We start from the raw sequence: 18,755 nt of genomic DNA, 5'->3' as shown, positions 1-18,755 counted from the left end.
ACGGCGTCGGACCAGGGCAGATCTCGAATCTACTGACCGATCGGGAGATCGGCCAACGAATTTTGCGTGGCGGCCACACCCGGCCAACCCTCAACCTATGGTTGAGACCGAATTGTGAGCAATTCCCACATCACGGTCGTGATGTTGCGTGAGTCGACCCCTGCTACCCTCCATGAAGCAAATCGGTTGAGAGGAACCTGAGAACGAGGTGCCCGAACACCGAGGTACCTGAAAACACTGAGGGGACATGACATGGCAGTGCGGCGTGGGCGAAGTTTGGTTCTCGCAATCGTGACAATGCTGACTGCCGCTTTCGCGGCGGTCTTCGTCGGTAACGGGGTGGCGCAAGCCGACTCGACGCTGATCTATGTTCATTCGGATTCGATGAACAAGGACATCCCGGTCAAGGTCCTCACGGCTGCCGGCGGTGGACCGGCGCCGACCTTGTACCTCCTCGACGGCCTGCGTGCCCCCGATGACAACAACGGTTGGCTCATCGAAACCGACGTCGAGCAGTTCTTCGCCGACAAGCACGTCAACGTGGCCATTCCGTTCGGCGGCGGTGGATCGTTCTACTCCGACTGGCAGGCCGACGACCCGAACCTCGGCCACCAGCGCTGGGAAACTTTCTTGACGAAGGAACTGCCCCCGGCCATGGCGCAGTTCGGCAGCGACGGCGTCAACAATGCCGTTGCCGGCCTCTCGATGAGTGGAACTTCCGCCCTCAACCTGGCGATCCACAACCCCGACTTCTACAAGGCAGTCGGCTCCTACAGTGGTTACCCCGTCGTCAGCGCTCCCGGTTTCGCCCAGGGCATCCAGGTTTCCGTCGCTCAGATGGGCGGCAATGCGACGAACATGTGGGGTCCGTGGCCCGCAGGACAGTGGGGAGCGAACGACCCGATCCTCAACGCTGGTGCGCTTCGGGGTAAGGCCGTGTACATCTCTTCCGGTAGTGGTGCGCCGTCCAGCGATCCGACGGTCAACCCCGTCAGTGGACAGTTCGACCCCGTGAAGTTCGCTCAGATGGTTCCGCTCGAGACCGCGGCCAGCATCGCGAGCCGCATGTTCGTCGGTGTTCTCCAGGCCAACGGCGTGAACCCGACGGTGCACATCACCTCGCAGGGGACGCACTGGTGGAACTACTGGCAGGACCGCCTGCACGAGTCCTGGTTCTCGACGTTCGCACCGGCTCTCGGAGTCTGACGCGAACTAACGATCACTCGGGACGACAGTCTCGAAATGACGCTCGATCTGCGCGAGGTCCCATCCGTGGGCCTCGCGCAGTCCGTTTGTCAGCATGTTCAGATATGCCGCTGTGGGCCGGGTGTGTGGCACGGCATCGAACCCGTGGGGAGCGGTGAAGGTCAGCATCGGTAGTCCGTCGCGCCGACCCACTTCGATCAGCGTCTCGTAGTGCCCGGGGCCTGCGGTGTGGCGACCGTTCTCGAGTCCACCCAAGACGACTCTCTCCAGAGGATCGCCTTCTGCTGGGATGCGGTGCATCTCTTGAGCTGCGATGTCGACGAACTGTTGCGCCGTGATGCGGTATGCGCGAGCGGGCGTCGGCCCGGGAACCTCGTGGTCGTAGAACGCCACCCCACCGCCCCAGATGGGCGATTCACCGGCGAAGTAGATCCGGCCGGGAAGCTGGACCGGGGCGTCGTCCCGTGGCATCCGCGAGTCGCGTGCTCCCACGTAGGTGACGGCTGCTCCCGGGGGACGTCCGCCGTCGATGTAGCACGCGAGCCTCGTTCTGCTCATGTTCGAGCCGTAGCTGACGTACCAGACTTCGGTGTCGATCATTCGATCCATTATGCCGAGGCGGTACCGGCCTCAGGCTGCGAGTGGTGCCGCGGGCTGTCGGTATGTTGCCTGAACCTGCATCCATTCGGCCAGAACCTGGCAGCCGGTCCGGCCACCGGAATCGAGTGGCTCGGTGGCATACGCGATATGTCGGCCACCCAGTGAATTACTCACCCGGATACCGCACCACGTCAGGTGTGGAGGCAGGTATCCGCGGATTTCGTGGAGTGCGGTGCGGAGTCGGCTGACGTCCTTGGGCCACTGTTTCGGGCTCAGTCGAGTCTTGGCGGAATTCTGGAAGCTGTTGCTGCGGAGAAGTTTCCACAACTCGCGAAACCAGGTCCGTCGAGCGCGAAGCGACATCCATCGTGTGAGGTCGGCAATGTCGCGAACGTAGCTGTCGTCGCTGGCGTTGCAGATCATGTCGCGCGGGTCGGCGATCCAGTGCATCGGAAGGGCGGACGGCACGGCAGGGCCGACGCCGGCTACGCCTCGTCCCTGGCATCCGCGCACCACATCTTCCGGCTGCTCGGGGTCCGAGATCAGGCCGACGGCGATCAGATCGGGGATCAGTATCCGGGACTCGGCGACGCGGCCGAGTACTTCGCGAATGACGGTGCAGCCCTGGGAATAGCCGATCAGCATCAGGGGCCCCTCGGTGGCTTCGATCTCGGTGATCAGTCGCCGCACCCCGACCTCGGTGCTGTGCCGGTAGCTGAGGCCGCCGGCGGCGACGGGGCCGTACGACGCGGGATAACCGACCCAAATGCACACGAATCGGTCATCGAGGGCGTCCGCGACCCCGCGCAGGAGCCCGGTGACGTGGGTGCGGTGATCGTCGGGGTGGGATTCACCTGTTCCGCCGACGGCGAGCACGGTCACGGAGTGCATGTCTTCGATAGTGCCGGTCGAGAATGAGACGAACCTGAGAATCAGCTGCTCACGCGAGACGTTGCGCAACATCGGCGGGAAAACCGCCGGTCGCGATGGGTCCCCAGCGCGTAACGGTGATGCGAATCAAGGATTTGTCCTGAATGCGCATCGCCTCACGATATGCGTTCCAATCGGAGTGCTCACCGGAGATACAGCGAAAGTAGTCGACCAGCGCGTCCTCTGCCTCCGGCATGTGGAGTACTTCGGCGTCGCCGTCGATCTGCACCCAGGCACCGTTGAAGTCGTCGGACAACACGAGCACGGATGCTCGCGTGTCCCGCTCGGCATTGCGGATCTTGGCCCGCCTGGGGTAGCTCGCGACGACGATCCTGTCATCCTGGTCCACGCCACCGGTCACCGGTGACATCTGCGGTCGGCCGTTCGATCGTGTGGTCGACAGCAACATGTGGTGCCGCGGTCGGACGAATTCCAGGAGCTCGTCCCGTCCGATCGTCGTGTTCGTGGCAATGGTGCGAGGCATACCTCGAAGTTACCCGGGGCAGGCTCGGTACTATTTCCGAACCGAATTTGCAGGTTCTGCTGCCGAAGGGAATCGAATTGAACACGCACGTAGGAGAGCAGGGCACCGGCCCGGAACATCGAGAGTTCCAGGCGGAGACTCGCCAACTGCTCGACCTGATGGTCCACTCCATCTATTCGAACAAGGACTCGTTCCTGCGCGAGCTCGTCTCGAACGCGTCCGACGCGCTCGACAAGCTGCGTCTCGAGTCCTACCGCGACAAAGACCTGGACGTCGACACGTCCGATCTCCACATCGAACTCGAGGTCGACAAGACCGCCCGCACGCTGACCGTCCGCGACAACGGAATCGGGATGACGCGAGACGAGGTCGTCGAACTGATCGGGACACTGGCGAAGTCCGGAACGGCCGAAGTACGTCGCAAGCTGAAGGAAGCGAAGGACGCGGCAGCTTCGGAGGAGCTGATCGGCCAGTTCGGTATCGGCTTCTACTCGACGTTCATGGTCGCGGACAAGGTGACGCTGACGACCCGCCGCGCAGGCGAGGATGTTGCGACCAGGTGGGAGTCGACCGGTGAAGGTACATACACGATCGAGACGCTCGAGGATGCGCCCGCCGGGACCTCGGTGAAGCTCCACCTCAAGCCGGCGGACACCGACGACCACCTGCACGACTACACGTCGGAATCGAAGCTCCGTCAGCTCGTGAAGCACTACTCGGACTTCATCGCGTGGCCGATCCGCATGGACGTGGAGAAGACGAAGCCTGCCTCCGAAGAGGGCGGTGAGGACGAGACCACGGTCGAGACAGAGACTCTCAACTCGATGAAGGCGCTGTGGGCCAAGTCGAAGGACGAGGTGTCCGAGGACGAGTACAAGGAGTTCTACAAGCACGTCGCGCACGCCTGGGACGATCCGCTCGAGATCATTCCGATGAAGGCCGAGGGCACGTTCGAATATCAGGCTCTGCTCTTCATCCCGAGCCACGCGCCGTTCGACCTGTTCATGCGCGAGCGCCAGTCGGGGGTCCACCTGTACGTCAAGCGGGTGTTCATCATGGACGACTGCGACCAGTTGATGCCCGAATACCTGCGGTTCGTCAAGGGTGTCGTGGATGCACAAGACCTCTCGCTCAACGTCTCTCGCGAGATCCTGCAACAGGACCGGCAGATTCGGGCGATCCGGAAGCGGTTGACGAAGAAGGTCCTCTCGACCATCAAGGACATGAAGTCGCAGCGCCCCGACGACTACCGCACCTTCTGGGGCGAGTTCGGTACGGCCGTCAAGGAAGGTCTGCTGTCCGACTCGGACAACCGTGACACCCTTCTGGCGATCTCCTCGTTCGCGTCCACCCACAGTGACGAGGAGCAGACGAGTCTCGCCGAGTACGTGGAGCGGATGAAGGACGGCCAGGAGCAGATCTACTACGCGACGGGTGAATCCCGGCAACTCGTCGAGAGCTCCCCGCACATGGAGGCGTTCGAGGCGAAGGGCCTCGAGGTTCTGCTCCTCACGGACCCGGTCGACGAGATGTGGGTCGGTTCGGTACCCGAGTTCGAGGGCAAGACCTTCCAGTCGATTTCCAAGGGCGAGGTCGATCTGGACTCGGAGGAAGACAAGGCCGACGCCGATGCGCACCGCAGCGAAAAGGAGAAGGAATACGCGGATCTTCTGACCTGGATGTCGGAGTCGTTGCAGGAGGAGGTCAAGGAGGTTCGGTTGTCGAGCCGATTGACGACTTCGGCCGCGTGCCTCGTCGGTGACGCCTTCAGCATGTCGCCGACACTCGAGCGAATGTACCGCGCCTCCGGGCAGCCGGTCCCCAAGACGAAGCGGATTCTCGAACTGAATCCCGACCATCCGATGGTGACAGCGCTGCGGACGGCTCAGGGGGAACGAGCAGACGATCCACGGCTCGCCGAGACCGCCGAGATCCTCTACGACATTGCGCTTCTCGCGGAGGGCGGACACCTCGAGGACCCGGCACGATTCGCGAACCTGCTGGGAGATCGGCTCGCGGACACCGTATGAGGGTTGGAGCGTGAGCACGCGCTTCGACCGCTCGGAGTTGGAGTCGTATCGCGACACCGAAGTCCCGGACCTCATCGGTCCGGGACTTCGGTTGCTCTTCGTCGGCATCAACCCCGGTTTGTGGACGGCTGCGACGGGTGCACACTTCGCTCGCCCGGGAAATCGCTTCTTTCCGGCGTTGGCGGCCGCAGGGATCATCGAGCGCCCGATCGATCCGACGTCCGGCCTGTCGTCCGCCGACCGTGAGCACCTGATCGCACGGGGTGTGGGGATCACGAATCTTGTCGCCCGCGCCACGGCGAAAGCGGACGAGCTGACGACCGACGAACTCGTTGCCGGTGCGGACCGGTTGCGTGAGACGGTGCGGTCGTGTTCTCCCCGGGTCGTCGCGATCGCTGGGATCACTGCGTACCGGACAGGATTCGGTGTTCGGGCGGCAAGGAAGGGTCCGCAGCCCGCTGGACTCGAGGGCGCGCGGCTGTGGGTGGTTCCGAACCCGAGCGGGCTGAATGCGCACGAGACCGTGTCGACGTTGGCCGTTTCCTACGCTGCCGCTGCCGAGGAGGCGGGCATAATGGTGCAACACGGTTCGTGAAGCAACCGCAAGGGCCGATCGGGTGGCGGGTGTCACCGGAGAATTGTGCGGTGGTGATTGTCACGGAGACCAATTTCGCCGATGGTGTACCGCCCGAATTGTCTCCTTGAGATCGTTTCTCGATCGCAATCTACTCGTAATCGAAGTTGGTGTCTGCCAACGAATCACGAAGCGAATCTGCAGGTAGGGGTCCGCGTGAACATGTTCTCATTCTGCCGTATGAAGATGTTGAATATTCGTAATCGAGTCTTCCCCCGTTAACTTCGGATTGCTTACCTTTGCTCGCAGCGCGTCGGGGACACAATTCACGGCGCACCACGAGAGAGGGAGTAATGACGGCAACGACCGAACTGCTGGACGCTGACGGAAACTTCGATACCGATGTCATCCCGGCCATCAGCGCACCGATTCCCGACGACTCCGCAGACTCGTTCTGCGAATCGATTGTGCGCGTGGCAGCTTCCGCTCTGGGCGCACCCGTCGCCTACGTGTCGATAGTGGATTCCGGGTACGAGGTCCTCGTCGGCGCTGTAGACCGTGAGGGCGTTCGTCCCACCTCCAGCGCCACGATTCCCGGTCTGGTCTCGCGTGCCGAGCAAGAGATCCGTACCGAAGACGGCGTGTTCGTCGGAACCTTGTGCGTTGCCGACCGTTGCGAGCGTAATTGGGCGGAAGCGGATTTCGCGCAGCTGGCGGAACTCGGCGACCTTCTGGTCCCGCAGTTCGATCAGCGTGTGGCGACCCCCGCGCCCGCATCGTCGCTCTCGACCGACCTCGCCGTCCTCGCCGACTCGGTGTCGACCCTGTTCGACTTGGCCGAGCAGCACGACGACCCGAAGCTGCAGCGTTACGCCGCGACGTCGCGCCGCAGGCTCGCGTCGGTGCTGGAGTCTGCCGAGAGCGCGAACGACACCCGCTCGATCGACCCGTCGGTCTTCGATCTCCGTCATGCAGTGAACCGAGCGCTGCGTGAATCGGTATTCGTCACTGGTCGTGATCGGGTGGTCACAGATCTGGGCGGCCATGTTCTCTCGGTGGACGGCGGTCAGTTCGGTGTCGAGCGCGCTGTGAATCACCTGGTGTGCGCGGTACTCGATCACACCGGATACGGAGACACTCGGGTGTCGCTCGAATCGGATCCGGACAACGCATTCCTCACCGTGTCGGCAGAGGACTGCGCACTCTCGGCGGCCGAGGTTGCCCGCATCGCTGCAAACTTCGCAGAGACCACGGCAGCGGCCGGCGCGTCGAGCATTCGACTCATCGGTGGCGAGGTCGTGGCGTCGAGCGACGGTGTCCACGCAACCTCCGGCCCATTCGGTACGACCTTCGTCGTCAGGTGGTCGCTCGCACGTGGATGAGGTTTCGTGGGTCGATCCCGCAGTTCGAGGAGTTGTCGCGAGCGTGGTTTTCGCTGTTGCCTTTGCAGTGGCGCGCTTCCGTTGGAAGCGAGGTGATCGTGGTGAGCAAGGCCAAGCAGGTGACTCGGGGCTGGACTGACGTTCATACGGGCGTCGCATTGTGTTTCGTTCTGGCGGCTGTGGCCGGCTTGCTCGGTGGACTGGAATCGGGGCCGATTCGTCTCGTGGTCCTCGGAGTGGCCGTGGTGTGCGTGATCGTCGGAATGTTCTTCGACGGAATCACCGGCCTCGTGGTGGGACTCGTCGCGGCCACCGCAGCTGTGGCGGCGAAACGCTTCTTCGGCGTGTGGAATCGTGAACAGTTCATGCTGGCCGTTGCCATCGCGGTGTGCCTCCTGGTGCTCGGTTGGGCATCGGGTCTGGTCGGCACTCACATTCGCGAAATCGGGCGTCGGGCGACGCCGTCGGATACCACGGTGCGACCCGTCTACGGCTCGCTGGGATTGTTGTCCGAACACCGGGCTCGTCCCCGGCTCGAGGACGAGATCGGCCGTGCACGCGTACACAAGCGTGAACTGGGCCTGTTGATCCTCCATATTCGAATCACCGATCCGGAGTTGGACGAGTCTGCGCGGCAGGGATTGCGCCGCGCCGTCGCACGGCTCGTCGAGAGCCTGTTGCGCGATACCGACGTGCCGTTCGCATTGTCGCCCGAGGAGTTCGGGGCAATCCTGCCGGAGACCGATTCCGTGGCGGCGTGGCGAGTTGTGGGCCCACTGGTCGAGGCAGCCGGTCGTTCGACCTTCACGGACCGCGAGGGCGGCACGCGCCGGGCGGTGGGGGAGTGCGCCGAAGTGCATGCCGGCCTGTCGTTCCTCACAGCCGACACCACCGACGCGGACGCACTGATCGTGCAGGCGCGAGCCTCACGCGGGGCCGAGGTGATGGCATGACGCGCGCAGTAGTCGGACTGTCGGTGCTGCTCGTGGTCGGAGCGGCACTGCTGTTCTACTGGCGTATCTCCATCCGAGGTCATCAACGACGCCTGCGCCAGTTGGATGTTCGTGTCCACGTCAATGGCATTCGCGGAAAGTCGACAGTCACCCGACTTGTCGGTGGAGTGCTCCGCGAAGGCGGCTACGTCACGGTCGCGAAGACGACGGGCAGTGCTGCCCGAGTGATCGGCCCGCACGGCGAGGAGACACCGATCTTTCGTCGGGGCGCCGCCAACATCAATGAGCAGATCGACATCGTCGCCGAGCACATCAAGAACGACGTGGAGGCACTCATCATCGAGTGCATGGCCGTTCGTCCTCTGTACCAACAGTATTCGCAGGATTACATGGTGCGGTCCGACATCACTGTGATCACCAACGTTCGTGAGGATCATCAGGAAGAGATGGGCGAGACACTGGAGGAGATCGCCGACTCGATGTCCGTGACCATTCCCCGCGGTGGTGTGGTGATCACCGCAGAGGACCGCCCGCACCTGAGAGAACGACTCGAAATGCGCGCCGCCGAGCGCGGCAGCACCCTCGTCTACGCAGACCCGGAGAGCGTCGACGACGAGGATATGCGAGGGTTCGACTACCTGCAGTTCAAGGCCAACGTCGCTATCGGCCTCGCGATCGCGCGATTGGCCGGCGTGAGCAGGCAGGCTGCGCTCGAAGGTATGTGGAAGTCGGTTCCCGACATCGGTGTGGTGCGTCTGCGGTCGTACGACATCCGCGGGAAGTCCGTGCTGTGGGTACCGATGTTCGCAGCCAACGACCGCGAGAGCGTGGCGCTGACATTCGCGACTCTGCAGGCTCAGTTCCCGCCAGATGCCACGGTGATCGGGATTCTGAACAATCGCCGTGACCGCGGTCGACGCGCAGAGTTGTTCTCGCACATGGTTCCGGATGATCTTTCCGGATACCTCGACCACGTGATGACGTTCGGGGCGTACGAGGACACCGTCACCAAGACGATGGTCGAACGCGGCTACGGACGTGAGCGGATCCACCAGATGGGTGAGACCGTGCAACCGACACTCGATCAGATTCTGGACAAGGTCGCCGATCTGATCGACGGCCCGACCGGTGTCCTGGTCGGCATGATCAACATTCACACCGATCAGGCAGAATTGTTGATCGACCACTTCCAGGAACTGCAGGGCGCGGATCATCGCAACGAGATGGACGAGTCTCGTGACCCGAGGCGGGCTGCGATCGGGGTGTCGCGCTTGCGACGTGCCGCTGCCCATCACCCGAGAACCTCGACGGCTGCCGAGGCACGATCTCTCGAAGGTGCTGAGGCGGGTCGTCCGAATGTTTGAGTACGACTTCGCACCGGAGGTCGTTCGTGTTGCCCTCGTCATGGGCGTCGTACTGAGCATGCTCTTCTACGAGAGGGTGCAGTTGACGACCGGTGGGGCGATCGTTCCGGCCTACCTGGCACTGAGTGTGACGCAGCCTCTGGCGATTGCCGTGACCGTCGGTGTCGGCTACCTCACCTACGTACTGGTGAGTGTCGTCCTCGCGAAGAAGCTGATTCTGTACGGGCGCAGGAAGTTCGAATGGGAGATGCTGGTCGGTCTCGCGCTGATCCTGCTCTGCACCATCGTCGCCGGCGCACTGGGACATTACGATCCCACGTTCTTCGCCCTCGCCGGCATCGGCTTCCTGGTGCCAGGAATCATCGCGCACGACATGTCCCGTCAGAAGCCGCTCCGAACGGTGCTGGCCATCGGGGCGACGACGCTGATCCTGATCGTCTTCCTCGTGCTCTTCTCGTCGTTGATGTCGATCGCGCCGGGAACCGGCAGCGAAGACACCGTGCGACTGGCCGCCGTACTCGGCTATCCGCGCGAATTGCTGCTGCTGGCCGTGGCGCTCAGTGTCGCGGTGGGCATGCTGGTGTTCGCGAAATTGGGATTGCGTTCGGGTGGGTTCATCACCGGTGCGTACTTGGCGCTGGTCAGTCCGCGTTGGGCGGACATCCTGTTCGCCGTGGTGGTCGCGCTGATCACCTGGTTCGTGGTGGTCAAGCTGCTGATGCCGAGGTTGTTGATCTTCGGTCGTCGCAAGCTGTCCACGATGGTGCTGGTGGGAGCGATCATCAGCTGGGGTGCCGAACTGCTGGTCACCTACTTCACGGGCGGTGACTACATCCCGTGGCGCGGGCTCACGGTCGCAACCCTCATGGTTCCGGCGTTGGTGGCGAACGATGCGCAGCGGCAGGGCTGGGAACGCACGGTCTGGGGATCCGTCCTTACAGCGGTCGGCGTCTACGCCGGCACGAATCTACTTGCCGCAGCCGGCATCGCTCTCGGACTGCTGTGACGGCCAGGAAGGCTCTTGTGAACACTCGGGAAGGCTCTCTGTGAACACTGATGAACACCCACGGTTTCGGTGGCGACGATGGGCGCTGCCGACCGTGGCAACCGGAATCGTGTTGGGCATCGCGGTGACCGCTGTCGTTCAGATGCCGGACACCATGAACGAGGTCGACGCGGGGAACGCGAACGTGGTGCGCGGGACTGTGGTGGACGAGACGGGCAAGCCGGTCTCGGACGCATCGGTGAACGCCGCAGGCGAGTTGGTTCGCAGCGAAGACGACGGCACTTTCGAGTTGCCGCTCGACAAGCCAGCTCTTGCCGTGGCGGAGTCGGGCGGGCATCTGCCGCGGACCCAGGCGGTCGCTCCCGGCGAAGACGCTCGCATCGAGTTGACCTCGGGTGCAGACACGTCGATGGCGCTGCGGTTCGGCGGCGACGTGATGTTCGGCCGGCATTACTACGAGAAGACGGACGAAGGTCCGCCTCTGCTCGGTAAGAATGCGGATCCGGCACAGCATGCCGATCTCCTGTCCGGTGTCGCCCCGCTGTTGCAGGACTCGGATCTCTCCGTGGTGAACCTGGAATCGCCACTGATCGACGATCCGTACTACCCGGAAAACGGGCCGCGTCCACCGGAGTTCCACCCCACGAAGAAGAGTGCCTTCGCCTCTGCGACGGAATCGGCCGAGGCACTTCGGATGTCGGGGGTGGATGTGGTGTCGATTGCGAACGATCACGCCTTCGACGCCTTGGACGCGGGCGTCGCCAGTACCGTCGGCGCTCTGGACAAGGCCGGCGTCGCACACTTCGGCGCCGGTAGGAACGAGGACGAAGCGTGGGCCCCGGCAATCGTGCCACGTGAGAACGGCACTGTCGCCTTCGTCGGATGCACGACAGTGGACGGCGACAAGAATCCGATTCCGTATGTGGCGGAGGACGATCGCGGCGGTGCTGCGGAGTGCTCGACCAAGAAGATCGAGCGCGCCGTTCGCAGCGCTCGAGGCAAGGCGGACACGGTCGTGTTCATGATCCACGGTGGTAATCAGCACGAACGTCAGCAGTCTCCGACGGTCCGGCGGATGTCCGATGCGGCCGCGAGAGCGGGCGCTGCGATCGTGGTCGGCGGACACCCGCAGGTCACCGGTGGCATACGTACGGTCGGAGAATCGGTGATCGCCGAGTCGACCGGCAACCTCCTGTACGACCAGCCGTTGTGGTCTTCGGCCCCGTCACAGTTGCTGAGGGTGGACGTGCGAGGCGGAAAACCCGTCCATACGAGTTCCGATCCGCTGATGATCGAGCAATCGCGTCCCGTTCCCGTCGTCGGCGCTCTGGCGGACTCTGCGTCGCGCATCGCCGCAGGATCGGTGCCGGGTGCGGCACGCCTGAGTGGACCCGGCGCGGAGATCGCAGCCGGCCCGTCTGCTCGAACGGAAGCGACCGACGTATCGTTGCAGCCGGGTGTGCCGCGTCGGTTGGCTCCCGGCCGGTTCGTCGACGGGTCTGTTCCCGGGGTGCGGCTCGGAAGCGACTTGTTGTGGGGTTCGGGAAGATTCGAAGATCAGGACACCGACCCGGCGTCGAAGGGCGTCAATCTGTGGGATCTCGGACAGGCCGCCCGTACTACGACTTCGGCGGCATGTGCCGACTCGAGGGACCGCGATCCCGAGGAGGACGGGACCCCGAACGGCAAGGGCCTCGAACTGGTCCGAAGCCCCAAGAGCACCGAGGACGTCTACGCCACGCCCGGACGACGAGTGGGTGTGACGGAGGGGCAGCAGGTATCGCTGGTTGCCGACGTACGTTCCGCGTCTCCGGGCTCCCAACTGGAGCTTCGTTGGTACAACGGCTTCAGTGGCAGGAGTGTCGGTGCGGACGAGATCGTGGTCCCGGAGGGCGACCGGTCCCGAAGCGATTGCACACAGGTGCGAGTGGACGCGGTCGTGCCGCCCGGCGCCGTCGCGGCCCAGCCTTTCGTACGACTCAGTCCACCGGACGATTCGCTCAGTGGGCCGCGCCTGGCAGTGGACGACGTCCGTCTCGTGGCGTGGGCGCCCGACGGCACAGCAGGCCGTGTGTTCGATACCGTGGAGACAACCCAACCGGGATCGGTCCGCGTGAGCAGTGACAGGGCGGACGATTCCGGTCCCCTCGTCGGAAACGGAGCCGGTACCGAATGACACGCGTCGACCGGATCGTTCGGTGCGGCGGTGCGACGGTCCTGGCGGGAGTGGTGATGATGTCGACAGCAACGGCGTGTTCGAACGATCCGGCTCCGGAACCTCCGGAGAAGGTCTCCTCACTGGTCACGCGCGTGGTGAAGGCTTCGCCGGATCGGGAATCGACTACATACGCCACCCCGTCGCGTGGTACCGCACAGGCTGTGGCGGCGAGTGTGTCGGAGCTGCTCGGCACCGGAAATACCGAACTCGATTCGTACGACCTGGAACCGGTGGCGGTCGAGCAGTCCGGTGAGGACGGTGCCGAGCAGCCTCCGATTTCCGCGCTTGTCGAGCGCGGAAACCCCACTGCGGGGAACGGCTTGTACGTCGTTCGCGACAATCGCGATGTAACCTCACCGCTCGTCGTCCAGATCCCGCACCCCGTGGCCGACAAGTATTCGGAACGTATGGGCACCCAACTTTTCTCGGAGTCGAACGCACGGCTGTTCATGATGGCCGGTGCGCACCGAAAAGCGGGTGACGACAGCGCCGACGTCGCGCACCGCAGCGACACCACATTCGCGGCCGTGAATGACGCGGTCGTGCAGAAGGGGATGACCGTGGTGCAGATCCACGGATTCTCCTCCGACAACCATGACGAGTTCGGAGACGTTGTGCTCTCGAGTACAGTCGACGAGCCCAGCCCTGCGGTTCGTCAGCTCGAGAACGACCTCGAGGACAACGGTTTCGATACGTGCACCTACGACGGCGAGAAGTGCAAGGCGCTCGCGGCGACCACCAACGTCCAAGCCATTGCCGCCCGTGAACGCGGCGCGGACTTCATTCACATCGAGGTGAACCAGAACATCCGCAAGGACAAGTCGGATAGGCGAGAGTTGATGCGCGTGATCACCGAATCGCTGAGGTCCTCGGGAATCGGCTGATGGAAGGTGCGACGTGGAACGTCTGACAGCGCGGGACGCCCTCATGTACTGGATCTCGGAGAAGATTCCGAACGATCAGTTCTTGTTGTATGCCTTCGACACCGCCGAGACCGATCCGAACGTATTGCGTCGGTGGGTGCAGGAACGGGTCGAACTGATCGGGGACCTGCGGTTGGTGGTGCGCGACGTGCCCTGGGACATCGATTACCCGGCGTGGGTTTCGTGCGAACCGGACGAGGATCGGATCGTGGTGCACGATATATCGGATCGCACCTGGCAGGGCTGGACCGACGCGATTGCCGACCTGCTGGGGGCGGCGGTCGATGTGCGCGAGAGTCCGTGGAGATTGCACCTCTTTCCGGGAGTCGCACGGGTGCCCGGGGGTACTGCAGATGCATCACTTGTTGCGGTGCTCCAGGTTTCGCACGCTCTGGCGGACGGGAAGCGTGCGGCGGCGATAGCGCGGTCGCTGTTCGGTCCGGAGCCTCCAGCGGTATCCCCGCGCCCTGCGTCTCGTGTCGAATCGATCGCGCAGTCGAAGGAGGCTCTGGTGGTCCGCGGAATCCTGCGGCTGCCCGTGCTGTTCGGTCGGATGGTGGTGTCCGGTGTTCGTGCGTACCGTGCATACCGGGATTCGGAAGCGTTGACGGCTCGTGGGGAGATTCCGCCGAAGCTCGACGGCCGTGACCTGACGGTGCTCAATTCGGATCCTGCGGGTCGTCATGGTGTTCGCCTGATAGTGCTGCCGTTGTCCGACCTTCGGGGTGGATCCGAAACCGTGACGATCGCGGCTCTGACGGCCATCTCGGTGGCTCTGCCCGCGTATCTCGAGCGGGGTGGTCATGGCGTACCCGCTCGACTCGGTGCCGAAGTAACGGTCGCCGATTCGGTTGATTCACCGTCGCGCAACAATTTTCGAAATGTGAGCGTTGATCTTTTTCCATCCGAACGCGACCTGCGGGTGCGCGCGCGGAAGATCGCGGAAGCGCTGGACGAGAGGAGAATCCGGGCTGCGCACCCGACGGTGCTGGCTCAGGGCGACCCGATGGCGGTGACGGCGGCACCGCTGATTCGCAGTGGTGTGCGCAGCTACTCCTCGGACGTGGTTCCCGAGAAGGTGTCCGGCAACACGGTGTTGACGAGTGTGAACAGGGGTCCGGCAGACTTGCGCTTCGGTGCGGGTGACGCCCTGTTCACGGCGGGATTCCCCGCGTTGTCACCTGCCATGGGTGTCACTCACGGGGTGTATTCGCTGGGTGAGACGGTCACGGTGAGTGTTCATTTCGGTCCCACGGTCATGCCCGACGCGGACGTGTACGAAGACATGCTTCGTCGTGCCCTGAGCGAGGTGCGGGATGTCCTGCGCTGACTCGTTTAGCCTCGGTCCCCGCGTGGGTCCGTGCCAGCCATGAGCGGAGCTTGTCGTACACGGCCTCGTGATTGAGCAAGGTGAAGTGGTGAGCGTTCGAGACGTGCAGCCCGTCTTCCTCACGGAATCCAATTCGCCGGGTGCGGTTCACGCCGGTGGCACTGGGAAGCAATACCAGGCCGTCGCCGATCATGCGCCTGCGGACACGAAATAGTGTGCAGCATCAGGAAGGAGCGGCACTTCGCTGTAAGCTGCGGCTCTCGGTGCGGCAGTCACGCGATGCACGAACTGTTCGAGCGGCGCACCCAGGTGCGGTGTCCCGAGCGAGACGGTCTGGCGAACAGAACCTATCCGGTCGGCTTCCTCGAGTGCCGCGAGGTGGCAGGCGCTCCGAATGGCGATGCCGCCCATCGAATGTCCGACCAGTGCGATCTACTCCACCGGAACCGGCCAGGCAGAGCACAATTCGCTCAGTAATTCGTGCAGCGAACGCCCGTTGTCGCAGATGTGTCGGCCGGTGTTGAACCGAACCTGGACCTCGGTGCAACCCAGATCTTCCTCGAGCGTCTCGCCGTAGGTCGGCCGCCCGCCGAGTCGCCAAAGCGTTCTCGGTCTCGACGAGCCCGTGGAGGAAGACGACGATCCGCGGGGATGCGTGCGGGAACTCGGCGGCGAGGGTGTCGGGATCGACGGTGATCGGTACTCCGTCTCGGCGCACCGATATGTCCGCGGCCAGCGGGGAAGCCTCCTGCTCCAATACGTCGCCGATGAGGCCCTGAAGCACCCCTATCACCACCGCGCCCCGCATGGTCCCGGACGGGGGAGTGTTGTTGTGCGTCGGCAGGTCGAGTGTGGTGCCCGCGACGTATCCGCCGGCCCTCGCTCCCCGGTGATCGCCGAATACACGATGTCCGTGATCGTGTCGTGAACGGTCTTCACCGGTTGAACAGTGGAGCCGAGGCTCCACCCGAGCCCGGTGAACACCCGGTCGCAGACGGCGCGGTGAATGCCGCCTGTGCGTCGGGCGGCGCTTCCGATTTCGTCCAGAGCGAGGCGGGCGAGTGCGCGTACTTCGGTTCGCCGCTGGTCGTTGGTTGGTGGAACAAAGCTGTGATCAGGAAACCGGCTCGGGACGCTTTCCGATCGTCAACGTCACCTCACCGGTATGTGCGAAGAAGTCGTTGCCCTTGTCGTCCACCACGATGAATGCGGGGAAATCCTCGACATCGATCTTCCACACGGCTTCCATGCCGAGTTCTTCGTATTCGACGACCTCGACGTTCTTGATGCAGTCGAGGGCGAGCCTGGCTGCCGGACCACCGATCGAGCCCAGGTAGAAGCCCCCGTGCGCGTTGCAGGCATCGGTGACCTGCTTGGAGCGGTTGCCCTTCGCGAGCATCACCATCGAGCCGCCCGCGGCCTGGAACTGCTCCACGTACGAATCCATGCGGCCGGCCGTGGTGGGTCCGAACGACCCCGAAGCCATTCCGTCCGGGGTCTTCGCAGGTCCGGCGTAGTAGACGGGGTGGTCCTTGAGGTACTGCGGCATCTCCTCGCCGGCGTCGAGGCGTTCCTTGATCTTGGAGTGCGCGATGTCGCGGGCCACCACGAGCGGGCCGGTCAACGACAGGCGGGTCTTGACCGGGTGCTTCGAAAGTTCCGCGAGAATCTCCGGCATCGGCTTCGTGAGGTCGATCTTGACCGCAGCGCCCTTGCCGGTACCCGAGACGCCGGACGTCTCGGCGTCGAGCTGCTTGTCGGTGACCTCGGGCAGGAAACGACCCGGATCGAACTCGAGCTGCTCGAGGAAAACGCCCTCCGGCGTGATCTTCGCCTTGGCCTGGCGGTCTGCCGAGCACGACACCGCGATGGCGACCGGTAGTGAGGCACCGTGCCGGGGAAGGCGGACCACGCGAACGTCGTGGCAGAAGTACTTGCCACCGAACTGGGCGCCGATACCGATCTTCTGAGTGAGCTCGAAGACCTTCTGTTCGAGGTCCAGATCGCGGAATCCGCGGCCCGTGATCGCACCCTCGGTGGGCAGTTCGTCCAGGTAGTGCGCCGACGCGTACTTCGCCGTCTTGAGCGCGAACTCCGCGGACGTACCGCCCACGACGATCGCCAGATGGTACGGAGGGCACGCAGCGGTACCGATGCCACGGATCTTGGCCTCGAGGAACTGCATCATCGAGTCCGGGTTCAGGATCGCCTTCGTCTCCTGGAAGAGGTACGACTTGTTCGCACTGCCGCCGCCCTTGGCCATGAACAGGAACTTGTAGGAGTTCTCGTGCCCGGCTGCGGTGTCGGCGTACAGCTCGATCTGCGCGGGCAGGTTGCTGCCGGTGTTCTTCTCGTCCCACATCGTGATGGGTGCGTTCTGCGAGTAGCGCAGGTTGAGCCGGGTGTACGCGTCGTACACACCCCGGGCGATGGCTTCCTCGTCGTCACCGGGCGTGAGGACCTGCTGGCCGCGCTTGCCCATGACGATCGCCGTACCCGTGTCCTGGCACATCGGCAGCACACCGGCCGCCGCAATGTTCGCGTTCTTCAGCAGGTCGAGAGCCACGAACTTGTCGTTGTTCGAGGCTTCGGGGTCGTCCAGGATGCTCGCGAGTTGGGTGAGGTGCTCGGTGCGGAGGTAGTGCGAGATGTCGTGTAGCGCCGTCTCGGTGAGGAGGCGCATCGCCTCCGGTTCGACCTGGAGGAAAGTGCGTCCGCCGGGGCCTTCGACCGTGGAAACCCCTTCTGTGGTCAACAGCCGATACCGGGTGGGATCCTCACCGATCGGCAGCAGGTCCTCGTAGAGGAAGTCGGCCATTGTATCTCCTGAACAGAAGGAATTGGGGGCTACGTTTTCCAGGTTATCCGGGTGAAGATCAGGGGTTCACGTGGGGTTCGAGGCAGACACGCAGCGTGTGACGTGCGCGACAACCTCCCGAGGTCGAGGGCCCGATCCGTACACTGGTATGGATGTCTTCGCACAGCATGACTGCCGTTGCCCGACCCGACGCCGGTGTGAGACCGGCGTTCCACGCCTGGTTCGACGTCGCGCTCGTGGTCGTCGTGCTCGTCGGAACGAACCTGATTGCCCACTTCACGACCGCTTGGGCAAGCATCGCCACCGTGCCGATCGCAGCCGTGATCCTGCTGGTGCTCTCACGCCGTCGTGGCCTCGCATGGGGCGAACTCGGACTGTCTCCGCGTAACTGGCGCAAAGGTGCGCTGTATTCGCTCGGAGCCGTGGGACTCGTCCTCGCCGTCGTGGCCATCGGCGCGGCCCTCCCGCTCACGCGACCGTTCTTCCTCTCCGACCGCTACGCCACCGTGTCCGGCGCGCTCGTCGCATCCATGATCGTGATCCCGCTGCAGACGGTGATCCCCGAGGAACTGGCATTTCGTGGAGTCCTGCACGGCACACTCGAACGTGTCTACGGCGCGCGCGGAGTGTTCGCGGCGGGCTCGCTGATGTTCGGACTGTGGCACATCGCGTCCTCGCTCGGACTCACCACCGGCAATGCCGGCCTTACCGACTTCCTCGGCGGCGGTACCGCAGGCAAGGTCGTCGGCATTCTCGGCGCCGTGGCCGCCACCGCAGCAGCCGGGGTGGTGTTCACTTGGTTGCGCCGTAGAAGTGGCAGCCTTCTCGCTCCGATCGCGTTGCACTGGTCGCTGAACGGCCTGGGGGCTCTCGCCGCCGCACTCGTGTGGCACATGACCCTCGCCTGACCCGAGGGTCCGAACCGACGACGCCCCCA

Annotated in this window: 17 protein-coding genes; 12 read left to right on the top strand and 5 right to left on the bottom strand. The window is 63.9% G+C overall.

The genetic code is table 11. The features are described from left to right. Nucleotides 1–252: 252 nt before the first annotated feature. A complete protein-coding gene (locus tag ACFWO3_RS11105; protein ID WP_378577186.1) occupies nt 253–1,206 on the top strand; it encodes an alpha/beta hydrolase in 954 nt (317 codons plus the stop codon). 6 nt (nt 1,207–1,212) lie between these two features. On the opposite strand, the gene ACFWO3_RS11100 is transcribed toward ACFWO3_RS11105, so the two are convergent. The 3 genes from ACFWO3_RS11100 to ACFWO3_RS11090 are packed head-to-tail and all read right to left on the bottom strand — an operon-like array spanning nt 1,213 to nt 3,220. After that, the gene (locus tag ACFWO3_RS11100) at nt 1,213–1,806 is read right to left on the bottom strand and encodes a histone deacetylase (RefSeq protein ID WP_378577184.1); all 594 of its coding nucleotides are present in this window, start codon (nt 1,804–1,806) and stop codon (nt 1,213–1,215) included. 30 nt (nt 1,807–1,836) lie between these two features. Further along, nucleotides 1,837–2,697, bottom strand: coding sequence for a PE-PPE domain-containing protein (locus tag ACFWO3_RS11095; protein ID WP_378577182.1), 861 nt, complete (start codon nt 2,695–2,697; stop codon nt 1,837–1,839). 49 nt (nt 2,698–2,746) lie between these two features. After that, nucleotides 2,747–3,220: a PPOX class F420-dependent oxidoreductase gene (locus ACFWO3_RS11090; protein WP_378577180.1), complete on the bottom strand. Its 474-nt coding sequence runs from the start codon at nt 3,218–3,220 to the stop codon at nt 2,747–2,749. Between the two features lie 77 nt (nt 3,221–3,297). On the opposite strand from ACFWO3_RS11090, the gene htpG reads away from it, so the two are divergent. The 9 genes from htpG to ACFWO3_RS11045 all read left to right on the top strand — a co-directional run bounded on the left by htpG (nt 3,298) and on the right by ACFWO3_RS11045 (nt 15,000). Next, the gene (gene htpG / locus ACFWO3_RS11085; protein ID WP_378577178.1) at nt 3,298–5,250 is read left to right on the top strand and encodes a molecular chaperone HtpG; all 1,953 of its coding nucleotides are present in this window, start codon (nt 3,298–3,300) and stop codon (nt 5,248–5,250) included. 10 nt (nt 5,251–5,260) lie between these two features. Beyond that, the gene (locus tag ACFWO3_RS11080; RefSeq protein WP_378577176.1) at nt 5,261–5,845 is read left to right on the top strand and encodes a mismatch-specific DNA-glycosylase; all 585 of its coding nucleotides are present in this window, start codon (nt 5,261–5,263) and stop codon (nt 5,843–5,845) included. A gap of 332 nt (nt 5,846–6,177) precedes the next feature. Further along, the gene (locus ACFWO3_RS11075; RefSeq protein ID WP_378577174.1) at nt 6,178–7,206 is read left to right on the top strand and encodes a hypothetical protein; all 1,029 of its coding nucleotides are present in this window, start codon (nt 6,178–6,180) and stop codon (nt 7,204–7,206) included. A 101-nt stretch (nt 7,207–7,307) separates the two neighbouring features. Next, the gene (locus tag ACFWO3_RS11070; RefSeq protein WP_378577172.1) at nt 7,308–8,159 is read left to right on the top strand and encodes a hypothetical protein; all 852 of its coding nucleotides are present in this window, start codon (nt 7,308–7,310) and stop codon (nt 8,157–8,159) included. After that, nucleotides 8,156–9,523: a poly-gamma-glutamate synthase PgsB gene (gene pgsB / locus ACFWO3_RS11065; protein ID WP_378577170.1), complete on the top strand. Its 1,368-nt coding sequence runs from the start codon at nt 8,156–8,158 to the stop codon at nt 9,521–9,523. The genes ACFWO3_RS11070 and pgsB overlap by 4 nt, the downstream gene beginning before the upstream one ends. After that, nucleotides 9,516–10,529 carry a poly-gamma-glutamate biosynthesis protein PgsC/CapC gene (locus ACFWO3_RS11060; protein WP_378577168.1) on the top strand — a complete coding sequence of 338 codons (1,014 nt, stop codon included), beginning with the start codon at nt 9,516–9,518 and terminating at the stop codon, nt 10,527–10,529. The genes pgsB and ACFWO3_RS11060 overlap by 8 nt, the downstream gene beginning before the upstream one ends. Before the next feature lie 40 nt (nt 10,530–10,569). Further along, entirely contained in the window at nt 10,570–12,705 is a 2,136-nt protein-coding gene (locus tag ACFWO3_RS11055; RefSeq protein WP_378577166.1) for a CapA family protein, read from the top strand. Next, nucleotides 12,702–13,631 (top strand): hypothetical protein, encoded by a 930-nt coding sequence (locus tag ACFWO3_RS11050; RefSeq protein ID WP_378577164.1) that lies wholly within the window; start codon nt 12,702–12,704, stop codon nt 13,629–13,631. Before ACFWO3_RS11055 ends, ACFWO3_RS11050 begins: the two co-directional genes overlap by 4 nt. Before the next feature lie 13 nt (nt 13,632–13,644). Next, nucleotides 13,645–15,000: a hypothetical protein gene (locus ACFWO3_RS11045; protein WP_378577162.1), complete on the top strand. Its 1,356-nt coding sequence runs from the start codon at nt 13,645–13,647 to the stop codon at nt 14,998–15,000. 189 nt (nt 15,001–15,189) lie between these two features. Here the strand turns inward: ACFWO3_RS11045 and ACFWO3_RS11040 are convergent, their stop codons facing one another. Then, the gene (locus ACFWO3_RS11040; RefSeq protein ID WP_378577160.1) at nt 15,190–15,411 is read right to left on the bottom strand and encodes a hypothetical protein; all 222 of its coding nucleotides are present in this window, start codon (nt 15,409–15,411) and stop codon (nt 15,190–15,192) included. Nucleotides 15,412–15,625: 214 nt separating this feature from the next. Between ACFWO3_RS11040 and ACFWO3_RS11035 the strand changes: the two genes are divergently transcribed. Next, nucleotides 15,626–15,928: a hypothetical protein gene (locus tag ACFWO3_RS11035; protein ID WP_378577158.1), complete on the top strand. Its 303-nt coding sequence runs from the start codon at nt 15,626–15,628 to the stop codon at nt 15,926–15,928. 186 nt (nt 15,929–16,114) lie between these two features. Here ACFWO3_RS11035 and ACFWO3_RS11030 read toward each other — a convergent pair whose 3' ends face one another. After that, the gene (locus ACFWO3_RS11030; RefSeq protein WP_378577156.1) at nt 16,115–17,818 is read right to left on the bottom strand and encodes a fumarate hydratase; all 1,704 of its coding nucleotides are present in this window, start codon (nt 17,816–17,818) and stop codon (nt 16,115–16,117) included. 152 nt (nt 17,819–17,970) lie between these two features. Between ACFWO3_RS11030 and ACFWO3_RS11025 the strand changes: the two genes are divergently transcribed. Next, nucleotides 17,971–18,726 carry a CPBP family intramembrane glutamic endopeptidase gene (locus tag ACFWO3_RS11025; protein ID WP_378577154.1) on the top strand — a complete coding sequence of 252 codons (756 nt, stop codon included), beginning with the start codon at nt 17,971–17,973 and terminating at the stop codon, nt 18,724–18,726. Nucleotides 18,727–18,755: the final 29 nt, after the last annotated feature.

This window comes from Rhodococcus sp. NPDC058521, from assembly GCF_042719695.1.
Taxonomy (GTDB): Bacteria; Actinomycetota; Actinomycetes; order Mycobacteriales; family Mycobacteriaceae; genus Rhodococcus_F.
This window is presented reverse-complemented; position numbering and strand designations above follow the sequence as displayed.